At 55.5% G+C, this 19,913-nt stretch carries 21 protein-coding genes; 14 read left to right on the top strand and 7 right to left on the bottom strand.

Annotated features, from left to right (window positions below):
* Positions 1 to 75 precede the first annotated feature (75 nt).
* The 4 genes from ACZ5GQ_RS04830 to ACZ5GQ_RS04815 are packed head-to-tail and all read left to right on the top strand — an operon-like array spanning position 76 to position 3,450.
* Complete coding sequence (locus ACZ5GQ_RS04830; protein WP_498856051.1) at positions 76 to 1,251, top strand: thiolase domain-containing protein; 1,176 nt, start codon at positions 76 to 78, stop codon at positions 1,249 to 1,251.
* Positions 1,251 to 2,435 carry a thiolase domain-containing protein gene (locus ACZ5GQ_RS04825; RefSeq protein ID WP_498856050.1) on the top strand — a complete coding sequence of 395 codons (1,185 nt, stop codon included), beginning with the start codon at positions 1,251 to 1,253 and terminating at the stop codon, positions 2,433 to 2,435. Before ACZ5GQ_RS04830 ends, ACZ5GQ_RS04825 begins: the two co-directional genes overlap by 1 nt.
* A gap of 14 nt (positions 2,436 to 2,449) precedes the next feature.
* Positions 2,450 to 2,986, top strand: coding sequence for a Zn-ribbon domain-containing OB-fold protein (locus tag ACZ5GQ_RS04820; protein ID WP_498856049.1), 537 nt, complete (start codon positions 2,450 to 2,452; stop codon positions 2,984 to 2,986).
* Between the two features lie 5 nt (positions 2,987 to 2,991).
* Positions 2,992 to 3,450, top strand: a complete 459-nt coding sequence (locus ACZ5GQ_RS04815; protein WP_498856048.1) for a Zn-ribbon domain-containing OB-fold protein — start codon at positions 2,992 to 2,994, stop codon at positions 3,448 to 3,450.
* On the opposite strand, the gene ACZ5GQ_RS04810 is transcribed toward ACZ5GQ_RS04815, so the two are convergent.
* Positions 3,447 to 4,067 (bottom strand): undecaprenyl diphosphate synthase family protein, encoded by a 621-nt coding sequence (locus ACZ5GQ_RS04810; RefSeq protein WP_498857377.1) that lies wholly within the window; start codon positions 4,065 to 4,067, stop codon positions 3,447 to 3,449. The two genes, ACZ5GQ_RS04815 and ACZ5GQ_RS04810, sit on opposite strands and share 4 nt — an antisense overlap.
* A gap of 98 nt (positions 4,068 to 4,165) precedes the next feature.
* Here ACZ5GQ_RS04810 and ACZ5GQ_RS04805 point away from each other — a divergent pair, with 98 nt between their 5' ends.
* Genes ACZ5GQ_RS04805 through ACZ5GQ_RS04795 form a run of 3 tightly spaced genes read left to right on the top strand, consistent with a single transcriptional unit; the run spans position 4,166 to position 6,370 of the window.
* Positions 4,166 to 5,047, top strand: a complete 882-nt coding sequence (locus tag ACZ5GQ_RS04805) for a thiamine-phosphate kinase (protein ID WP_498856047.1) — start codon at positions 4,166 to 4,168, stop codon at positions 5,045 to 5,047.
* Positions 5,038 to 5,925 carry an N-glycosylase/DNA lyase gene (locus ACZ5GQ_RS04800; protein ID WP_498856046.1) on the top strand — a complete coding sequence of 296 codons (888 nt, stop codon included), beginning with the start codon at positions 5,038 to 5,040 and terminating at the stop codon, positions 5,923 to 5,925. Before ACZ5GQ_RS04805 ends, ACZ5GQ_RS04800 begins: the two co-directional genes overlap by 10 nt.
* A 43-nt stretch (positions 5,926 to 5,968) precedes the next feature.
* Entirely contained in the window at positions 5,969 to 6,370 is a 402-nt protein-coding gene (locus ACZ5GQ_RS04795) for a 30S ribosomal protein S8e (RefSeq protein WP_498856045.1), read from the top strand.
* Positions 6,371 to 6,460: 90 nt separating this feature from the next.
* On the opposite strand, the gene speE is transcribed toward ACZ5GQ_RS04795, so the two are convergent.
* Positions 6,461 to 7,384, bottom strand: coding sequence for a class I SAM-dependent methyltransferase (gene speE / locus ACZ5GQ_RS04790; protein ID WP_498856044.1), 924 nt, complete (start codon positions 7,382 to 7,384; stop codon positions 6,461 to 6,463).
* Between the two features lie 169 nt (positions 7,385 to 7,553).
* Here speE and cedA1 point away from each other — a divergent pair, with 169 nt between their 5' ends.
* The 4 genes from cedA1 to ACZ5GQ_RS04770 are packed head-to-tail and all read left to right on the top strand — an operon-like array spanning position 7,554 to position 11,417.
* Entirely contained in the window at positions 7,554 to 7,802 is a 249-nt protein-coding gene (gene cedA1, locus ACZ5GQ_RS04785) for a DNA import protein CedA1 (RefSeq protein ID WP_498856043.1), read from the top strand.
* Positions 7,799 to 9,187: a hypothetical protein gene (locus ACZ5GQ_RS04780; protein ID WP_498856042.1), complete on the top strand. Its 1,389-nt coding sequence runs from the start codon at positions 7,799 to 7,801 to the stop codon at positions 9,185 to 9,187. Before cedA1 ends, ACZ5GQ_RS04780 begins: the two co-directional genes overlap by 4 nt.
* A gap of 3 nt (positions 9,188 to 9,190) precedes the next feature.
* Positions 9,191 to 10,738 carry an ATP-binding protein gene (locus ACZ5GQ_RS04775; protein ID WP_498856041.1) on the top strand — a complete coding sequence of 516 codons (1,548 nt, stop codon included), beginning with the start codon at positions 9,191 to 9,193 and terminating at the stop codon, positions 10,736 to 10,738.
* Positions 10,704 to 11,417 carry a 50S ribosomal protein L2 gene (locus ACZ5GQ_RS04770; RefSeq protein WP_498856040.1) on the top strand — a complete coding sequence of 238 codons (714 nt, stop codon included), beginning with the start codon at positions 10,704 to 10,706 and terminating at the stop codon, positions 11,415 to 11,417. Before ACZ5GQ_RS04775 ends, ACZ5GQ_RS04770 begins: the two co-directional genes overlap by 35 nt.
* A 2-nt stretch (positions 11,418 to 11,419) precedes the next feature.
* On the opposite strand, the gene ACZ5GQ_RS04765 is transcribed toward ACZ5GQ_RS04770, so the two are convergent.
* Both ACZ5GQ_RS04765 and ACZ5GQ_RS04760 read right to left on the bottom strand, forming a co-directional pair.
* Positions 11,420 to 12,808 (bottom strand): bifunctional hydroxymethylpyrimidine kinase/phosphomethylpyrimidine kinase, encoded by a 1,389-nt coding sequence (locus ACZ5GQ_RS04765; protein WP_498856039.1) that lies wholly within the window; start codon positions 12,806 to 12,808, stop codon positions 11,420 to 11,422.
* A gap of 6 nt (positions 12,809 to 12,814) precedes the next feature.
* On the bottom strand, positions 12,815 to 13,885 hold the full coding sequence (locus ACZ5GQ_RS04760; RefSeq protein WP_498856038.1) for an AIR synthase family protein: 1,071 nt from the start codon (positions 13,883 to 13,885) through the stop codon (positions 12,815 to 12,817).
* Positions 13,886 to 13,959: 74 nt separating this feature from the next.
* Between ACZ5GQ_RS04760 and ACZ5GQ_RS04755 the strand changes: the two genes are divergently transcribed.
* The 3 genes from ACZ5GQ_RS04755 (at position 13,960) to ACZ5GQ_RS04745 (ending at position 16,583) form a co-directional block, all read left to right on the top strand.
* The gene (locus tag ACZ5GQ_RS04755) at positions 13,960 to 14,973 is read left to right on the top strand and encodes a glycosyltransferase (protein ID WP_498856037.1); all 1,014 of its coding nucleotides are present in this window, start codon (positions 13,960 to 13,962) and stop codon (positions 14,971 to 14,973) included.
* Between the two features lie 64 nt (positions 14,974 to 15,037).
* The gene (locus ACZ5GQ_RS04750) at positions 15,038 to 15,946 is read left to right on the top strand and encodes a fumarate hydratase (protein ID WP_498856036.1); all 909 of its coding nucleotides are present in this window, start codon (positions 15,038 to 15,040) and stop codon (positions 15,944 to 15,946) included.
* A 10-nt stretch (positions 15,947 to 15,956) separates the two neighbouring features.
* The gene (locus ACZ5GQ_RS04745; RefSeq protein ID WP_498856035.1) at positions 15,957 to 16,583 is read left to right on the top strand and encodes a FumA C-terminus/TtdB family hydratase beta subunit; all 627 of its coding nucleotides are present in this window, start codon (positions 15,957 to 15,959) and stop codon (positions 16,581 to 16,583) included.
* Here the strand turns inward: ACZ5GQ_RS04745 and ACZ5GQ_RS04740 are convergent.
* The 3 genes from ACZ5GQ_RS04740 to sufC are packed head-to-tail and all read right to left on the bottom strand — an operon-like array spanning position 16,549 to position 19,906.
* A complete protein-coding gene (locus ACZ5GQ_RS04740) occupies positions 16,549 to 17,706 on the bottom strand; it encodes a SufB/SufD family protein (RefSeq protein WP_498856034.1) in 1,158 nt (385 codons plus the stop codon). The two genes, ACZ5GQ_RS04745 and ACZ5GQ_RS04740, sit on opposite strands and share 35 nt — an antisense overlap.
* Positions 17,703 to 19,151 carry a Fe-S cluster assembly protein SufB gene (gene sufB, locus ACZ5GQ_RS04735; protein WP_498856033.1) on the bottom strand — a complete coding sequence of 483 codons (1,449 nt, stop codon included), beginning with the start codon at positions 19,149 to 19,151 and terminating at the stop codon, positions 17,703 to 17,705. The genes ACZ5GQ_RS04740 and sufB overlap by 4 nt, the downstream gene beginning before the upstream one ends.
* A complete protein-coding gene (gene sufC, locus ACZ5GQ_RS04730; RefSeq protein ID WP_498856032.1) occupies positions 19,151 to 19,906 on the bottom strand; it encodes an ABC transporter ATP-binding protein in 756 nt (251 codons plus the stop codon). Before sufC ends, sufB begins: the two co-directional genes overlap by 1 nt.
* Between the last annotated feature and the right edge of the window lie 7 nt (positions 19,907 to 19,913).

The raw sequence follows: 19,913 nt of genomic DNA, 5'->3' as shown, positions 1-19,913 counted from the left end.
ACCCGATTATGTATCCAGTAAGTAGCACAGCTTTTATTTTAATAAAGGAGTTCATTTATAATAGGCAGAGTAAGTATGGGAAGTGGAAGGATAGCGGTAATAGGAGTGGGCTTTTACGGCTTCAAACCGTCAACGCCTGAGGTAAGCTTCCAGGGAATGATGTTTGAGTCATCCCACAGGGCCTACGCAGACGCTAACGTGGATCCAAGGAAAGACATTGACGTCTTTGTGGACTGCCAGGAGGACTTGTGGGAAGGCATAGCTATAACTGACGAGTTTGCCCCAGAGCCCATAGGTGGTACTTTAAGGCCTACCTTCACGGTGCCAGGCGACGGCTTGCAGGGAGTAGCTCACGCGTATATGCTGATAAAGTCGGGCCTTGCCAACGTGGTAGCCGTTGAGTCTCACGGAAAGCCCAGCGAGATAAAGACCTTACAGGACATCTACTACTTCGCTATGGACCCGCTTCACATAAGGCCCCTAAGCACGGGCAACCCGTTCTTCATAGCAGGCCTTGACGCCCAGGCCTACATGAGTAGGACTGGGGCTAAGAGGGAGCACCTAGCAATGGTGGCGGTTAAGAACAGGAACAACGGCCTTCGTAACGACAGGGCCCCATACTCATCAAGGATAACGCTTGATGAGGTTCTTTCGGCGCCCTACTCATTATACCCTATGACTAGGTATGAGATAGCCGAGTTCTCGGACGCCTCTGTAACTGTGGTGCTGGCAAGCGAGGACGTGGCAAGGAAGTTCACGGACAAGATAGTGTGGCTTGACGGCATTGGATACTCAACCGAGGTGGGGAGCGGCTCCATCGAGTGGCACCAGTGGGGCAGGATGCCGTCGCTGAGAAGCGCAGCCTTAATGGCTTACAAGCTCGCTGGGCTCTCTGACCCCCAGAAGGACGTCAGCTTTGCAGAGATAGAGGACAGGTTCAGCTTTATGGAGCTGCTCTCAGCCGAAGAGCTAATGTTGTCGCCTGAGGGCGAGGCCCACAAGATGCTGGAGGCCGGGGAGTTTAACTTTGATGGAAGGCTCCCGCTTAACCCCAGCGGCGGTAGCCTGGCCATGGGAGTTCCGCTGGAGGCCACAGGCTTAGCCAGGTTCCTTGAGGCGGTCCTCCAGCTGAGGGGCGAGGCCGGAAGGCACCAGCTCAAGGGGGCCAGGAGGGCGGTGGTCGCATCATGGAGGGGGGTTCCCACGTATACGAGCGTTGTGGCTGTTTTGTCTTCAGACGTTGAGGGGTGATGCGCGTGGTGAGTAACCTGTTCGTTAAGGATAGGGTCGCGATTGTGGGTGCGGGTATAACCACTTTCATGAGACGCGCCCTTGAGACGCCTAGGGAGCTCGCGTGGGAGGCCGCAAAGCAGGCCCTTGACCAGGCAGGGCTGACGCTAAGGGACATAGACTGCGTGGTAATAGGCTCGGCGCCGGACACCTTCGACGGCGTTCACATGAAGGGCGAGTACCTTGCAGACGGCTCAGGCGCCCTAAACAAGCCCATGACAAGGGTTTTCGTAGGGGGCGGCACTGGCGTCTTCGTGCCAGTAGCAGCCTGGTGGCACGTGGCCAGTGGCCTCTGCAGAACAGTCTTAGCGGTAGCCGAGGAAAAGATGAGCCCAGCTCACCCTCACCCGCAGTACGTCTTCAGGTACATATGGGATCCAATACTTCACAGGCCCCTAGAGCCAAACCTGATATGGATATTTGCTATGGAGATGAGGAGGTACATGGCTAAGTGCGGCGCCAAGAAGGAGGACATAGCGTTAGTCAGCGTTAAGAACAAGCGCAATGCGCTCGACAACCCTGCGGCGCAGGTGGCGGCGAACATAACAGTGGATGACGTTCTTAAGAGTGAACTTCTGGTATGGCCAGTTAACGAGCTTGACATATCACCCGTAACTGACGGCGCGGCGGCGCTAGTCATCACCAATGAGAACACCGCAAGGCAGGTTACCGACTCCCCAGTATGGATAGACGGCATAGGCTTCACGCTTGACAACCAGCACTGGGAGAACAGGGAGCTGGCATTCCCAAGGTATCTCAACTACGCAGCAAGGATGGCCTACAAGATGGCTGGAATAGAGAGGCCTTGGAAGGAGATAGACGTCGCAGAGCCGTACGACCCATTTGACTACAAGGAGCTGCACCACATAGAGGGCCTTATGCTGGCCAGGCCCTGCGAGGCGTGGAAGCTGCTTAAGGAAGGGTACTTCGAGAGGGACGGGGAGCTGCCTACGAGCCCAAGCGGAGGCCTGCTGGGAGTTGGCAACCCGATAGCCGCAGCTGGGCTAATGAAGGTAGCTGAGCTCTTCTGGCAGCTGAGGTATGAGGCTGGCAAGAGGCAGGTTAAGAAGCCGGTCCACAAGGCGGTAGCCAATGCGTGGGGCGATCTCATGCAGGCTGGAACGGTTGTTGTTTTAAGTAATTGAGGGAGGTGATATATATGAGCTCAAGGGAGGGTGTGAAGCTTCCAGGAACTAAGCTCAGCGCAAAGGAGATGTACTCTCTGTTAGGCCTTGTGGAGTCAAGCCCTCAGGCCAAGTATGAGTTCTCAGCGGGGCCTAGCATCTCAAGGTTCCTGCAAGGGCTCAAGGAAGGAAAAATACTTGGACGCAGGTGCCCTAGGTGTGGCAGAATCTACGTGCCGCCGAGGGACTATTGCGAGTACTGCCACGTGGCTCTAACCGACTGGGTTGAGGTTCCTGACACGGGCACCGTGCAGACCGCTGTAGTGAGCTACATATCTGTGAGGAGGGAGAAGCTTGAGAAGCCCGAGGTCGTCGGCGTCATAAGGCTCGACGTGCCAGGTTATAAGGAGGACAGCTATGAGTTTGCAGGCCTCTTCCACAAGCTCTGCATAGACCCAGAGGAGGCAAAGAAGGACAGTACCATAGGCATGAAAGTTAAGGCCAGGTGGAAGCCGGCCGAGCAGAGAACGGGGTCTATTTTAGATATTGAGTGCTTTGAGCCTGTGAGGTGATGGATATGAGCTGGAATAAGCATGGTAGGGTTCACGACTTAATATTCTGGCCTGAGCGTGAGGAAGTAGACAAGTACGTCTACACTCCAGGACTTCATGGGCTCGAGCTAGCCAAGGCCTTGGTTGAGGGCAGAATACTTGGGATGAAGTGCAGCGACGGCTCGGTATACGTGCCGCCTAAGACCTTCTGCCCTGACTTCAGCGAGGGCTCACTAGTAGAGATCAAGGGACCGTGGAGGCTTCAGTACTACACAGTGGTTTATGAGGACCTCTATGGCAACAGGCTTGAGAAGCCCATAGTGGTCGGCGTCATAAAGCCTGACGATGCGACTAATGGAATGATACACATAGTAAATGCAGATCCAAGCAAGGTCTACGTGGGCATGGAGCTAAAGCCTGTCTTTAAGCCCAAGGACCAGAGAAAGGGCACTATAACAGACATACAGTACTTTGAGCCTGCTTAGGCCCCGAAGTTCCTCCTCTGCAGCTCGAACCACTCGAGGGCCTTTTTCAGCTCCTCCCTGCTGAACTCGGGCCAGAGCGTGTCAGTGAAGTAGAGCTCAGCGTAGCTCGCCTGAAGCGGGAAGAAGCCGCTCAGCCTCCTCATGCCCCCGGTCCTTATGACCAGGTCTATGGGCGGCACCCCTGCGGCTATGGAGGGCGCCTGCAGGCCTGACGCTATGAGCCCCCTCTCCCACTCGCCGCTGTAGCACACGCCCAGGTGCAGGGAGCCGCCGTCGTAGCCTGAGGTGTGCTCCTCCAGGGCGGCCGCCTCCCTCCTGGCGGCCTCAGAGACAAGGCCCAGGTCACCGACGACCCTCACCCTTATCCTCTCGCCGTTTACCACCTCGTCCTCCCTCAGCTCCCTCAGCCCGTTGACAAGCAGGTCCTCCAGGACGGCCCTCTCCACCGGCGACCTCCTGGTGCAGTTCTCGTAGCTGAGCACGTAGACCACGGCCCTCCTGACCCCCTCCTCTATGACCCACCTGAGGGCGTCCCTCAGCCTGCCGTACCCCTGCCTGTAGGCCTGAAAGTAGCTCAGGCCGTGCTTTTTGGCGAACCTCCTGTTGCCGTCAGGTATGATGCCAATGGAGCTGGGTATCGTTGAGGCGCACCGTGCAGGTTAGAGGTGTCAAGGTTAATAAGAATTAGTTTCCTTAACACTCGGGACGTAACGGGTTGCAGGGCGAGGAGGGTATTTTAAGAAGGCTAGCGGAGCTGGCCGGAAACGCCGACATTTTTAGTGTAGACGCTGCAGGGCCTCAGGGTCTCCTTATTAATATAGATGGCTACGCAGCCTCCATGAGCAGGCTCCCATTCATGAGCTGGAGTGACTGGGGCTACAAGTCCACAGTGGCGTCGGCCAGTGACGTCGTGGCCTCAGGGGGTAGGCCCATAGCAATAGCCTATAGCGTAGGCGCAACGTCAGTAGACGTGCTCGAGGAGGTGGCTAAGGGGGTTGGAGACGCCTCCCACGACGTGGGGGCCAAGGTGTACAAGGCTGACGCTAATAAGTCTGTCGCTGATGCATGGATCGATGTAGCAGTGGTAGGCTCCACTAATAGGCCTGTGGCGAGAAGCGGGGCGGCTCCAGGCGACGTTGTAGTGCAGGTTGGCTACCTTGGATATGGGGCGCTAGCCTACAAGATTATGAGGTCTGAGGTTTCGCTTAGGGACATCGATGAAGGGATCATAAAGAGGATTGCAAGGCCTCGCCCCTACGTTGATGTGGCTGAAGCCATTTCAAGGTATGCTCATGCCTCATCGGACAACAGCGACGGGTGGCTTGTGACCCTCAGCAACATAGCCAGGTCCAGCGGCGTACTAATATCGTTAGAAGATGTAGTTGTGGACCCCCGGCTAGAAGGGCTGCTCACGTCAGAGGAAAGCGTCATGAGCTGGGAGGACTACAACCTGGCTGTGGTGGTGCCGGCGGGCTCCCTTGATGAGTTTCTTAGGTCCTGCGGCTCGCTTTGCTTTGTAGTAGGGAAAGTTAAGGAGGGGCATGGAGTAGAGTTTAGGGGGAAACCTTTGGAGCCACGGGGCTGGTCGTGGTGGTAGCTATAGTAGACAGCGAGAGGGTTAGAGCCGTAGCGTCGGTCATCTCGGCAGCGGGAGTAGATGGCATTCTAAGGCTTGAGGAGGCCCTTGACCCACAATATGATGACATGCAGAGGCTCGCGGAAAGGGTAGGGAGAGGGCCGGCCACCGTTTACGCTCTCCTGGTGGCCCTGTCAAGCTATAGATTGACTATGAGAGGCGAGGAGTGGTGGCAGTGTGTCTCAGACATGCTAGGTGACAGGGGGGCTCCAAGGTCCATTAATGAGGCCATAGATAATGTAGTATGGTTCCTGAGCAACTGTCCTGGCTCCCTAATTGGCAGGGACATCAAGATAAGGAGGGTTAGGAGGGTGGGAATACATATGAAAGACCTCCTGGAAAGGATCATGGCCCAACCTCAGCTAGTCATAGAGAGGCCACAAGAGATCCTAAGCTCCGTGGCAGCCTCGCTGGGCTCCAAGGAGGCTAGAAAGACAGTGGCGTTCTCCGTTAAGATGGCTTACTATGCTGCAAGGGCCAGGGGCATCATGAGACCGTTAGTCTTTGACCTTCCGATGCCCATAGATGTTAGGGTAGCTTGCGTCACTCTAACAAGCGGGCTCGTCAGAGGGCCCAGGGACTACCACGAGCTTGTCAGGTCGCCCGCGGAGGCCCAGAGGGCCTGGAGGGACGTCTCGCTGATGAGTGGTGTGCCAACGCCTCACTTGGACTCCCTGCTGTGGGTGGTAGGCTGGGCTCCGAGGGACCTTGACCAGAGCGCGGCCAGGGAAGAGATAAGGAGGGCGTTATCAAAAGTAATTCCGGATGCTGCAGAGGCTATCGCGAGGGAACTTACCTATCTACCTTGTCCCTCCGGCGGAGGCCTGCGTCGCCATTAATGCTTTTATGTGTAAGACCAATGCTTAACCCTGGTGCCAGGCAATGGGCGTGTACCAGTACAGGGACCTTAAGAAGCCCAGTGGCGGCCTCAGGTCATTGCCGCACAAGAGGAAGAGAAGGTATGCCATGGGTGACTACTTCGTACCTACCGTGCTGGGCGATTCTCGCGACGTCAGGGTCAAGAGGGTTATGGGGGGCAACTATAAGCTGTCACTTAGAGCCGTGAATGAGGCAGTGGTCAGCGACCCTAAGACTGGCAAGAGCGTTAAGGCTAAGATACTCGCTGTTGTCTCAACGCCTGCCAACAGGGAGTACGCGCGGAGGAACATAATAACTAAGGGCACTATAATTAGAACCTCAGCCGGCCTAGCTAAGGTCACCTCGAGGCCAGGGCAGAACGGGGTCATTAATGCCGTTCTGATCGAAGGGCAGCAGGCTAGCTAAATTATAAAGCCAAGGTCGTTGTGCTTAGTTTGTATTAAGAACCTAAATTCCTAAATTATTAAATGAAAAGGCCATCAGAAGTCATTAGAGTTAGGCTGGCAGGTAAACGGGGTGACTTAACGTTGAGACCTCGTTCCATGACGCCAGAAGGTTCCTTACATTTTTAGGTACGTTGAACATCGAGCGATGGCTCTCGGAGTCGTAGAACCTGTTACCCTTTACTCCTATGGAGCTGAGCCGGGAGTCCACGTCGTTCATAGAGCGCAGAGACTCAACTTCTACATCGTCAGAACCCATGACAAAGCCCCAGAGCCCCTCAAAGCTCCTTATGTAAACGTAGTAAGACACTACATGCTTGAAGGCCGCTTTGGCCGTATTATAAATGGTTGCATGCACAGAGGGCGTGAGCACAGGGCTTGTGGCCTGCGTTACGAAGACTCCTCCCCTGTTAAGTTTTGTCTTAAGCAGCTCGTAGAACTCCTTGGTGTAAAGCCTCCAGGCTGGGCCTCCCTCCTCTGGATCAACTAGGTCAGCTATTATCACGTCAAACTTCTCGTTGGTAGTTGTGACGTAATGTTCAGCATCATCTATAACCAGCTTTAGCCTCGGGTCGTCAAAGGCTCCCATGTGCCACTCCGGCAGGAGCTCCTTGCAGACGTTTACTACCTCCTCATCTATGTCCACCATTACTACCCTGTTCACTGAGGGGAACTTAAGTACCTCGCGCACTGTGGCGCCTTCGCCGCCCCCAAGTATAAGGACGCTCCTTGGGGAGCCGTGAGCTATCATGGCTGGCTGGACGAGGGATTCGTGGTAAACGAACTCATCTATAAGGGCTGACTGGGTCTTGCCGTCAATAACGAGCGCCTTTCCTAAGTCCTCGAATTCCACTACAAGGTAGGTCTGATACTTGCTCTTGCCAAATGCATAAACCCTCTTCACTGCGTGCGCATGAAACGTGCCAGGGGTGCTCCACTCATGAATCCAGTGCCACTCAGGATAGTTCGCAGACAAGGCCCTCGCCGCACTCGAGGGTTCATAAGGGAATTTAAAGTCTTTAACAATCCTCTTTGGCGCTGCTAACGCCTGAGAACTCAACGACCCTATATGGGTTCCTCACTTTCGCCTGTTCCGCTTACCCCTCCCTGCAATTTTTGGCCGCGCTATAGGCTGGTGTCAAGCAATGGCTGACGTGGTGAGCTTCATACAGCAGCTCACGCAGGAGGTCACGCTGGCGGCTTGGGCCCTCTTCCTGCTAACGTGGACTATAGGGTGGACGCTGCGGGGAGCCCCTATACCGCTCTCAAGGTTGAAGAGGGCCGGCTCGGGGCTAGTTGAGGACTCCATATGGGCAGCGCTCTGGCTGGCCCTTGGAAGCACCGTGTTTACATTCATAACTTACGTCGTAAAGGCGGTGGTAGGCTCGCCATGATTTCTTATGGCTACCTTTTTCAGCTTGCAGTCAAGCTGGCCCTGCTCTCCTTCTATATAGGGGTCCTGATCTACGCCCTGCCAATACCTATTAGGGGGATAAAGAGGTGGGGAGGCACACTGCTGAGGGACTCCATGTTCTCCTTCATATTGGCCATATCGCTAACTGCCATCATGGAGTTTGCCCAGGGCATAGCAGGCATGCTCGGCGGCTCATGGCCTTACTTCGACTCCTGGCTTACTAATGGGATAGAGCTGCTCCTGAGCGTTAAGGTAGCGCTCCTGGCGCTCTCCTCGCTGGCCTCATATGTGCCGGGCGGCTCCGCGGCCAGGGCACTTGTGTCCCCCTTCAATGACGCCCTGACGGCCGACCTGCTTTTAATGATAACGCTTGCGGCCATAGAGGCCATAGTTAGGTACGCTGGGACCTTAATTGCGCTGCTGGGCCTCGTGCTCTTCGCGCTCCCCTTCAGGCTAGGCCGTGAGGCTGGAGCGTGGTTCATAGCTTTCGTTGTGACGTTCAGTGTGGGCCTGCAGGTGATGCCAGCGTTTGAGTCAGCCATAGCTTCTTCCCCTTCCATAGGCGTCTCCCCGGGCGCGGCCGCCCTGGGGTTAACATATGAGAAGGTGGCCGTCTACACCGCCAACGGCCAGCCCTTGGGTTACTCCGTGCTCGAGCTCTACGCTAACGTCAGTGGAAGCGCCACCAAGGTAGCCCAGTACTGGGTTGAGAGTGACGGCTATGCGTATGACCCCCAGTCACCCCAGCCCCAGATGGTTTCAATGCCAAGTTCGCAGCCCGTCTACGCCTATGTCGTGATAGACGGTGTGGGCTCCGCGCTAGAGCCTTACCCATTTAACCCGTCTAACTATAGCTTCTCGCAGCAGGTAACCCTCAGGTCCCCCTACATTATCTATAGCGCAGGCAATGACGTTATGATATTCACCAACCAGCCAAACCAGGTCAGCTTAGAGCAGACAGCTAATGGCGTCAGGGTTGAGGCCAACCTTGGCTATGGGGGGCTTCTGGAGGTCAGGGCTCCACAGGGCTGCGAAGTTAACATATCATCTAGCGTGGAGCCAGGGCGCTCCACGTGGACATGGCTTGGGGTGAGTGGGAACTCCTGGTACTTCGAGGGGCCCCTGAACCTCTCGGCCTCCCTCAGCCTTGGTAGGTGCCAGGCCCCTAACGTGAGCGGATTCGTCACCATGGACTATGCCACCAAGTTCTTCGGCATAAACTACTTGTCCGTCAATGTCATTGAGGAGTTCATAGTCTACTACCTAGTTGTGCCATTTATGTATATGGCTACTCTCACCACAATAGCGTATGCGCTCGCAAGGCTGCTCGGAGGCAGGAGGGGAATAATGCCAAGGGTGTTCTGAGCATTGAACCCGTCATATGCCTTTGACTTGTTCCTAGCAGGCGTCGCCACGGCCACAGTGGCCCTAATGGTAAGGAACATGCGGGCCTCGAGGGAGCTAAGGCTTTCGCTTGGGATAAAACACGAGGGCGGCGCAAGGCCATCAGTGTACATAGATGGCAAGAGGCTGGTGGGCATAGGTTATGTGGCGGACGGAGTTCCCAGGGAGGGCAGCGACCTCCCACTTAGGCTTGCTAAGCTGGCCAGGTCGTCAAGGCTCTCGGTTACGTTCCTGAGCAGCATGTACTCGGTCAGCAAGAGCTCCCTGCTTAAGGAGCTTGAGGAGGAGATACGTAAGGCCGACTTTGCTTATAGCGCTACCAGGCATGTGAAGTACCGGGAGAGGCTGAGCTTCCTTGAGGGTCTGTATAAGGAGGTGCTCCGCTCACAGGTACCCTACGTGGGGGGCTTCTCATTTATAGTATGGGTTCCCGAGGGTGACAGGGAAGCCGAGCTGAACGCTGAGGCCTTCAAGGAGCTTGTTGAGGCAGAGGCCCAGGTGAGGCTTAGGAGGGTCGCGGCCTCAGACATATCTACCTTGTTGGGCTCGGCTGAGCCCACGTGGCTGAGCGAGAACAGCAACAACCTCGTCATAGTTAATAGAGAGGACATAAACGATGAGGACGGGGTCGTGGTAGGCGAGGACATAAATGAGCCGGGGAACCTGGTCGTGCTAAGGTGGCCCTACGCCTTCAGGGTGCACATGGGGGTCTTTGGGCCCACCGGCAGGGGCAAGACGGTGATGCTCTCTGGCCTTGCGTCCCAGCTCGCGTCGTTGCATCAGACTTTTGGCGACCCAAGGGCCGTAGTGGTTGTAGACCCTAAGGGCGACCTCGCCTCCATGCTTAGAGAGGTCGCGGATTCCTACGTGGTTCCTAGCGAGGACGAGTGCGTCCCTATGAGGAGGCTTGACGGCATAGCAGTAAAGCTTCTAGAGAGCAGCCGCGAGACGGGCGAGGGAGCTAACATTAAGGTCTGCATCGGAAGGCTGGATCCGGAGGGCCTCGTGGTTTATGATCTGACGAGGCTGCCTAATGAGGTTAGGAACGTCTACGGCTCGCTGCTCGTGAGCTCTATGGCATTAAGTGCCAGCGAGGGCGACCTCAGGGGCAGAGTCGTTATGATACTTGATGAGGCCTGGCGCTTTGCCAGGGGCTCCGCGGTTCACATGGAGTTCGCCCTGAGGGAGGGCAGGAGCAAGGGGCTTTACGTAGTCTACGCGACTCAGCTGCCCTCAGACGTAGGCCGCCCAATAGTTGACAACACGGGCTACAAGCTAGTCTTTGGCGGGTTCACCAGCTATTATGCGGAGCTGGGGGCCCAGCTTGGCATTGAGAGGCCCGAGGAGCTGAAATCCCTGCCGGTGGGCCATGCCATTATGATAGATGAGGTAGGCAGAACCAGGCAGGTGAGGGTGCTGGACTTCACGAAACTGCTTAAAAACCTACCCACTTCACCTACAGAGGAGGGCGTAAGGGATGGGAAAGAGCTTAAGGCAACAGAGGGCAGGTAAAGGGTCGCCGACATTTAGGAACCCAGACCACATACACCCAGGTCCGGCAAAGTACCCTCAGCTCTCCGACAAGACCCTTGAGGGAGTTGTTAAGGAGCTAGTGCACGACCCTGGCAGGTACGTGCCCCTTGCCAGGGTGGTGTTAACTAACGGCGAGGAGTTCCTGATGCCAGCAGCCGAGGGCATGTTCGTTGGCCAGAAGATAAAAGTAGGCCCTGACGCTGAGCCTACATTTGGTAACGTGCTTCCCCTCTCTAAGATACCTGAGGGCACCCTGGTCTACAACCTGGAGCTCAGGCCTGGTGACGGGGGAAAGCTGGCCAGGCAGGCGGGAAGCTACGCTATAGTCCTAAGTAAGTCAGGCGACACCGTGAAGGTGCTGCTGCCGAGCAAGAGGGAGAAGGAGCTCTCAGGCGACTGCAGGGCTACCATAGGGGTCCCAGCTGGGGCTGGTAGGATAGAGAAGCCCCTCCTGAAGGCTGGCAACAGCTACTACAAGTACAGGGTCAAGGGAACTAAGTGGCCCACAGTAAGGGGCGTCGCTATGAATGCCGCCAATCACCCGTTTGGAGGAGGCTTCCACCAGCACGAGGGCAGGCCGACGACGACCTCAAGAAATGCCCCGCCGGGCAGGAAGGTAGGTCACATAGCTGCAAGGAGGACCGGGAGGAAGCGTTAGCCCTACTTCCCCTGCTTCATCAGCTCCCTTACCTTCCTTCCAATTTCAATCATCCTGCTGGCAACCTCCATGGCGTTGCGCCCAAAGACGAAGGATCCGGGCTCTTTGCCAAAGTCCCCGTTGTCGTAAATTACCTCGACAGGTCCGCTAGTCTTCTCAAGGGCCCTCCTGATGCCCCACGGTATGGAGCCGCCCTCGGCCTCCTTGACGTTCTCAGGCTCCTCGGACCTGTCGTAGTAGGACCACCTAAGTCCTAGGGACTCAACGGCTTTCTTTATGTAATCGTTTAGGGCTATGTTGGCGGCAGCCCTGTACTCTGGGTACTTGCTCATGTATGCAAGGATAGCCCTAGCTACATGGCTTGAGGCCCCTGGCGTAGGATCGCCGTGAACCATTATTTTATCACCATACCTTGTTATCCTGCCTGGAATAGCTATCACATCATTAACGCCCCTGGCGTAGGGGTGCTCGAGCGCCTCCCCTATGTTTATTGATATCTCAGGAACGAGAACTGAAACGTAGTACTCCTGCTGCTTAAGCATGTCTATGGCTGCTCTGAGGTCCTCTATGGCGCTGTACTTCATCGCTGGTACATAGCTCCACGCTGAGGGGTTCACGGGCCCATGCCCCTTGCCCAGCCTAAGCGAGTACCTTATAGACTCTGTTATCACGTCCTTGGCAGCCCTCACGGCGTCAGGTAGCTGGAGGCCTTTGGCTAGGAAGGCGGTTATGGCAGCTGATAGCACGTCCCCTGTGCCGTGCGTGTCCTCAGTGTTTATCCTAGGGGCCCTGAACTCCCAGTAGCTTCCATTGTAATACAGTACGTCAACAGACTCGTCGCCCCCCAGGTGGCCACCCTTGACTAGGGCTGCGACGGCCCCTGTCCTGTCTACGATAGCCTTAGCCGCGCGGCGGGCATCTTCAACATTTCTTATTGTAATGCCTGAGAGTCGCTCTGCCTCAGGCGCATTTGGAGTCACGAGCGTGGCCCTGGGCAGGAGCTCCTTAATAAGCACGTCTACAGCATCATCCTTAAGCAGCTGCGCGCCGCTCTTAGCGACCATGACTGGGTCCACAACTAGGGGGAAGTCATACTTTTTCAGCTCGGCTGCAACGGCATGAACTATGTCCCTGTTACTTAGCATGCCGGTCTTGGCGGCGTCTATACCCATGTCCTCATAGACCGTCTCTATTTGTCTTACAACGGCCTCTGGGCTCATGTCATATATGCCCGTCACTGAGTACGTGTTCTGAGCAGTGACGCTAGTCACGGCGACAGTTCCATGAACTCCGAGGGCGGCAAAGGTCTTCAGGTCGGCGTTGGCCCCAGCGCCGCCGCCACTGTCTATGCCGGCTATGGTCATTGCCACTGGTACGCTCCACCTGCCCACGTCAGCTCACCTCCGCATCTGAAGCACTTTGAAGAAGAGCTCCCAGAAGGGGTCCTTCTCGGGCTGGGAGATAGGCTTCTCACTGCCGTCGTCCACTAGGTAAACTCCCTTGCCCTCCGTCACCTCGCCTATAACAGCTGCGTCAATGCCCTTAGACCTCAGGAGCTGCACCGCCTTTTCAGCAACCTCAGGCTTAACGGTGGCTATCAGTGTGCCCTCGCTTATTGATGCGTATGGGTCTACAGGCACAGACGTATACTCCGAGAAGGCATCAACTACCTTCTTTACGTCATCTCTTATGAACAGTCTCTCCCTGTGAACCCTTATCGAGACTCCGCTGGCCTCAGCTATGTCGTTAAGCGCCCCCCATACGCCGTATTCAGTAGCGTCGTGCATTGCTGTGACGCCAGTCCTTAGTCCTAGCTGCGAGAGTGTGAGCGCATCGTCGACCACGGACTGGAGCCAGAAGATACCCTGAGCCTTTCTGGCGAAATCATCGCCGTACTTTCTGCTCAGCACGTCGGGGAACATGGATGCAAGTATCCCCGCGGTCTCCACAGCGGCGCCCTTAGTCATTATGACGACGTCCCCAGGCCTCGCCATGCCGGGCGTCACATAGTGATCTTTAGGGGTCACTGCAACCATGGTGGCGCCGCCGATCATCGGGTAGTCAACGCCTCCGTAGCGGCCTGTGTGGCCGGCAACTATTGATATGCCCAGCTTATTACACTCCCTGTGTATATAGCTCCACAGCGCGGCCAGCTCCTCGTCCTTCATGTTGAGTGGCAGGTTAAGGTCTATGAATAGGTACCTTGGCGGTACCCCTGACACGGCAACGTCGCTGGCAAGTATGTGCACCGCGAACCACGCGCTCTTTTCCCAGCCATACTCAGGCACGACATAGACGGGGTCTACCTCAAATATCAGGTCATAGTCTCCAACCCTCACAACCCCGAAGTCAACCCCGAACTGAGGCCCAACTATGACAGAAGGGTCCTTCGCGCCCAGCTGAGGGTAAATGACCTTCTCAAAGAGCTCCCTGTTCACCTTACCTATGACTATACTCAAGTTCAGCACCTCGTTACTATTCCTGGTGGTAACATAGAGCAACGCGTTAAAATACGCTTTAGTACGTGCTTCAGGTGCGAGGCTTGAGGCTTAAGGTACTGTACGTTAGCTCGAGCGTAGGCCTAGGCCACGTGACCAGGGACTACAGGCTCTCGAGGCTGCTCAGCTGGGCCGACATAACGTGGCTTACAGCCGGCAGGGCAGCTAAGTACCTTGAGGCCAGGGGCGAAAGGCTTCACGAGTTGTCCAAGGAGTTAAGGAGCCTTGGGGACTCGATCACAAACATAATAAAGGACTGCAGGGTGACGTTCTCGCCTGTTGGGTTGGCTAAGCTTTACCTTGACTTGAGGCGCAACTCTCGAGCCATAGCTGAGCACCTGGACCTGGAGGACTTCGACATGGTTATAGGTGATGAGCCGTGGGAGCTTCTCATGAGTGGCCTTAAGTTACCTCAGCGGTCAGCGCTCATAACTGACATAACGTCACTGGGTAGCTCAGCTAACTATGTTTCCAGGAGGATCAACTCATGGGTCCTAAGGAACTTTCTCAGGTTTACCCTTAGATTTAATGTGGGCCTCTGGGATGATAACAGAGGCTTTCTGAGGTATGGCCAGATCCCAACTCATGAAAGCTATCTTGAGCCTAAAGAGGATGATTATGTGGCAGTCAACATAGGCGGGACGAACGCCGGCCTTAGGCTGGCCATGCAGCTGGAGGCTTATCTAACTAAGGCAGGCGTTAACACCATTATCCTTGGCGGAGAGAACTTCGTTCCTGACCCAACTAAGGTTATAGCTAATGCTAAGGCACTGGTGGTGCTAGCCGGTTATGGGAGCCTTGTTGAGGTCTCAATGATGAGGAAAAGAGCTATCATACTGAAGATCGATGGACACTTTGAGCATGAAGAGAATGCAAAGCTGTTTGAGGGCAGGAAAGGCTACAGGGTGCTCAGCTGCAGCGAGGCAACGCCTGAGAGAGTCCATGATGGCTTGCTCCAGGTTCTCAAGGAAGAGCCGCAGCCTCCCCAGCTAAGGGACGCCTCCTATGATATAGCGTCAGAAATAGGGAGGCTGGCTAGCTCGGGTAGTCTAACTTAGTATTGAGGATTTTATAGTAAAGGAATATTTAGCTTAATGCGACAGCCTGAGCCTGGTGTGAGGATTGGGCATAACTGAGCAGGATCTAGTGGGAGTCTTCTATGAGATGATAAGGACGGCCGCCACAAGCATACCTGAGGACGTCTACAGGGCGCTGAAGGAGGGCTATGAGAAGGAAACAAACCCGCTGGCTAAGAAGCAGCTCGAGGCTATCTTAAAAGATATAGATATTGCATGCACAAGGAAGGTCCCCATATGCCAGGACACGGGAACCCCCTACTTCTTCTTTGAGATGGGTGAGAACTTCCCCCTTAGGCTGGGCGCTGTTAACGCTGCACGGGAGGCCGTCAGGAGGGCTACTAAGGACGGCTACCTGAGGCCCAACGCGGTGGACCCGTTCTATAAGAAGAACAGCGGCGACAACACAGGTAGGTATATACCATGGATTCACATAGATATAGTGGAAGGCGATGACTTAAAGGTATGGTTTATGACCAAAGGAGGCGGGAGCGAGTTTCCGGCAACGCTAATAATGAGCGAGCCTATACTTGGCTTTGAAAAGCTCAAGAGCGGCGTCATAGACACCATAGTGAAGTACGGCCCCCTGCCATGTCCCCCCGTGATAGTGGGCGTCGCGGTGGCTGCTGGCGCGGACATAGCCTTAACCCTTGCAAAGAAGGCCCTGCTGAGGCCCGTTGGGGAGCGCAACCCTGACCCCAACATAGCCAAGTTAGAGGTTGAGCTGCTTAACGCGATAAACAAGCTCGGGCTAGGGCCTCACGGCTTTGGCGGAGGCCTCACGGCCCTGGACGTTAAGATAGATTACTCTTACAGGCACCCAGCAACCTTCGCCATAGGTATAGTGACCAGCTGTTGGGCCACCAGGAGGGCCTCTGCAGTTGTGCACTCGGACGGCAGTTGGGAGATGACAAGCAAGCACATAAGGTACGCTGGGACGGGCTGCGTAATATGAGGTGGTGAGAATGAGCTCGGCTAGGGAGTTTCACCTGAGGACTCCCCTTAGGGACGAGGACGTGGAGAAGCTCAGGATAGGTGACGTCGTCTACCTTACTGGCACCGTGGTCACTGCGAGGGACGAGGCGCACGAGCTGGCCCTTGAGGTGCTCCGTGGGGGAGGTTCTCTTCCTGTGGACCTCAGGGGACTGGCGCTTTACCACTGCGGGCCAGTAGCAGTCAAGGATGCTAGCGGCAGCTGGAAGATCATAGCCGCCGGCCCCACGACAAGCATGAGGATGGAGCCCGTGGAGCCGGAGTTCATAGAGAGGACCGGAGTAAAGATGATAATCGGCAAGGGAGGCATGGGCAAGGGGACAGCAGAGGCCATGAAGAAGCACAAGGCCGTCTATGCGGTCTTCACTGGAGGCGCCGGGGCGCTCGCAGCCGAGGCAATAAAGAGGGTGCCGGCGGTCTACTGGCTCGACAAGCTTGGCATGGCAGAGGCTATGTGGGTCTTCGAGGTAGAGGAGTTCGGTCCGTTAACTGTAGCCATAGATACTACGGGCGCCAACCTTTATGAGCAGAGGCTGGCGGAGGTGGCTGAGAAGGCAAAGGAGGTCAAGAGGGAGCTTGGGCTTCCTGCTGAGGAGTAATCTTTGTCCCCATGGCCTCAACGGCTTTCTTTATCAGCCTTATTCCTAGGTCCTCGGCCTGGAAAGTCAGCTCGGCCGGCAGGCCTTCTAGGGTCGACTGCAGCTTGCCCCTGAGCAACAGCTCGAAGGCCTCCCGCTCACTAAGGCCCCTGGATTCAAGGTAGAAGAGCTGGTCTATGGGCACCCTGTACTGGGCTGCACGATGGGAAGCAGCACTTATGTCCCCTGTGTCTATCCTCATCATAGGCATAGTATAAGCCCTGGACTCCTCGCTCAGGAGCAGGGCCTCAACTATGAAGCTTGACGACGAACCGTAGGACTGTGGGTTCATGATTACTGTACCCCTCACGGACACCAAAGACTTGCCAGATGAGAAGCCAAAACCTATTATATCGGCGGCGCTGTCGTGGCCCGTCTGGACAGTGTCTATTATATCATCAACTGTCTGGCCCTCTGATGACGCTACAAAGGACCTGTGTACGAGCTTTGAACCGGAGCTCAGGAGGCTCTGTTCGTCAACTCTGGTCATAACGCTGCCGCCTGAGACCACAGTCGACCTAACCCTGGCCCCAACCCCTAGGGCCCTCCTTAATATGAAGGCCATGGGCTTCTCGGCCTGCGGCTCTGCCACCACCACAAGGTTAAGGTTTGAGTTCCTCTTGGCCCTGACCTCTATCCCAGTAGTTCCAGGTGCGGCCCTCGGCACGTAGACCAGGATGTTTGCGTTGACCCCCTCATTAACATTTATGAGAAGGTGGTAAGAATACCACCCGTCCCCCTCAGGCTTGCAAAGGGCTATCTTATAGGTGCCGCTCGCGGGCTCAAGCTTGTGCGCACCGGCCAGCCTAGCTATGTGCTCCGCATAGAGCTTAGAGGCTGATAGGTCTAGCACGCTTTCATCAATGTCATAGTTGTAACCAACCCCGCAGGGCCCCAGAACCATGTCCCAGCTGCCCTTGGGTTGCGAAAAGCTCAGAGGCCCGTTTAAGGTCAATGACTCCTCAAAGAGCCTCCAGTTGGTATAGTTCTTAGTAGTAGGCGAGTCTGCAATCGTTTGCCACGCTACTCTGGAAGCTATTCTCCTTGCTCTCTCAACTAGGAGTGAGGTCATCTTAGTGTTCACCCAACGCTCCCAAGCTGGCTGAACTCAAGCTCTATTACCTTTGTTAGTATGCTCACAGTTTCAAGCGGCAGCCCCTTCAGCACGTCCCTTATGAAGCCGTTGACTATCATGGCCTTGGCTTCGCCCTCGGTTATGCCTCTCGAGGCCAGGTAGAACAGCTGGTCCTCGCCGAGCCTTCCAACGGTGGCCTCGTGGGTCACCTCTGCAGTAGGCTCGTCAACCTCATTCCTCGGCAGGGTGTAGGCCCTGCTCTCCCTGTCCATTATTAGGCTGTCGCACTGCACATGGGCGACGCTGTTCTTAGCGCCCTTAAGGACCTTGACGAGGCCTCTGTAGGCAGCTATGCCACCTCCGGCGCTTATGCTCTTCGATATTATCAGGCTTCTGGTCTCTGGCGCCACGTGTATTGCCTTGGAACCAACGTCCTTTATCTTGGATGGGCCGTTGGCTATGCCTATGGATATGTTCTTAGTTGAGGCGCCCCTTCCCTTAAGTACAGTGCTCGGGTAGGTGAACGTTATCCTGCTCCCTATGCTGCCCTCAACCCACTCTACGTTGGCGTAGTCCTCTGCTATGGCCCTCTTGTTGTTGAAGTTAATTATGCTGCCACTCCAGTTCTGTATTGTTGTGAAGTGGACCTCTGACCTCTTCTTAGCGTAGATCTCAACCATGCCGTCGTGGAAGCTGAACTTAGGCAGTATCGGGGCTGCGCAGCCCTCTATGAAGTGTATGAAGCTGTCCTCATCGGCTACCAGGAGGGTGTGCTCAAACTGGCCCTCAAGCTCGCTGCCTATCAGGAAGAAGGCCTCGACAGGGTTAAGCACCTTGACCCCCTTGGGGACATATACAAATGCACCGCCGCTCCAGAGGGCATAGTGAAGTGCGGCGAACTTGTGGTCATTGTATGGGAACACCCTGCCGAAGTACCCCTTAACTAGGTCAGGGTACTTCTTCACGGCCTCGTCCATAGACGTGAATATCACGTTCTTCTTCTTCAGCTCCTCCTTGACCCTGGTTATCATGTTCTCGCTGTCAAAGACCGCCGTGAGACCTGAGAGCACCTTGGCCTCGGCCTCCGGAAGCCCGAGCTTCCTGTAGGCGTCCTTCATCCAGTCAGGCAGGTCCTCCCAGTCGCTGGAGCTCTCGGCCTTTGGCTTAACGTAGGCGGCTATCTCATCGAGGTCTATGCTCTCAACGCCTTCAAGCCAGTTGGGCATGGGCAGCCTCTCGAAGGCCTCTAGTGCCCTGAGCCTGAGGAGCCTCATCCACTCGGGCTCTCCTTTAGACCTTGAGATCTCCTCCACAAGGTCCCTCGAAATCTTGCCCTTAACCTCCACTTCCTTGGGGTAAGGCATCGACCTGCCTAACAGTGACCCCACGTCGAAGTGCATGACTTCCTTAAGTTCCCTCTCCCTCACAAGCTTAACAGGCTCAGTCAATGCCATCACCTCGCCACTTGAAGGTTCTCATAGCCCTTAGTGAGCACCTCATCAACCAGTTCGGGCCCTCCAAAATTCACTATCCTCCCATTGATCAGCACGTAGGCCCTTGAAGGTCTTACGAACTTTGTTATCTCGGCATGGTGAGTTATTATTAGTACCCCTATGCCCTGGGACGCCATGGAAGCTATGGTGTTCCCTATGATCCTTATGCCATCAACGTCAAGGCCGCTGTCAGGCTCGTCAAGGATCACGTACTTAGGTTTCATAGCGAGCACCTGAAGGATCTCTGACCTCTTCTTCTCACCGCCGCTGAAGCCAACGTTGACTTCCCTGTCAAGTAGGTCCTTTGACATGCCAAGCTCTGACGACTGTTGCCTAACCCACGAGACAAAGTGTGGGTCTACGTAGCTCAGGTCAAAGCCCTTAACTCTCTTGGCATTTATTACATTAAGTAGGTAGCTCAGCTTTACGCCTGGGACCTCTACCGGGCTCTGAAAGGCCAGGGTGAGGCCCCTGAGGGCGCGCTCGTACGTGGGCTCGTTAGTTATGTCGACGCCATCTATCAATATTTTGCCGCCTGTAACCTTATATCTTGGATGTCCCATGAGGGCGTATGCAAGTGAGGTCTTGCCGCTGCCGTTAGGGCCCATCAGTACTACGGCTTCGCCCCTCTCAACCCTGAGCGAGACGCCCTTCAGTATCTCCTTGTTATCTACGCTAACTCTTAGATCCTGAACTTCTATAGCCAACTCGCTCACTCAGACC

Source organism: Caldococcus noboribetus (genome assembly GCF_055389385.1).
The sequence above is the reverse complement of the archived record's forward strand: the minus strand, read 5'-3'. Positions and strand labels throughout refer to the sequence as shown.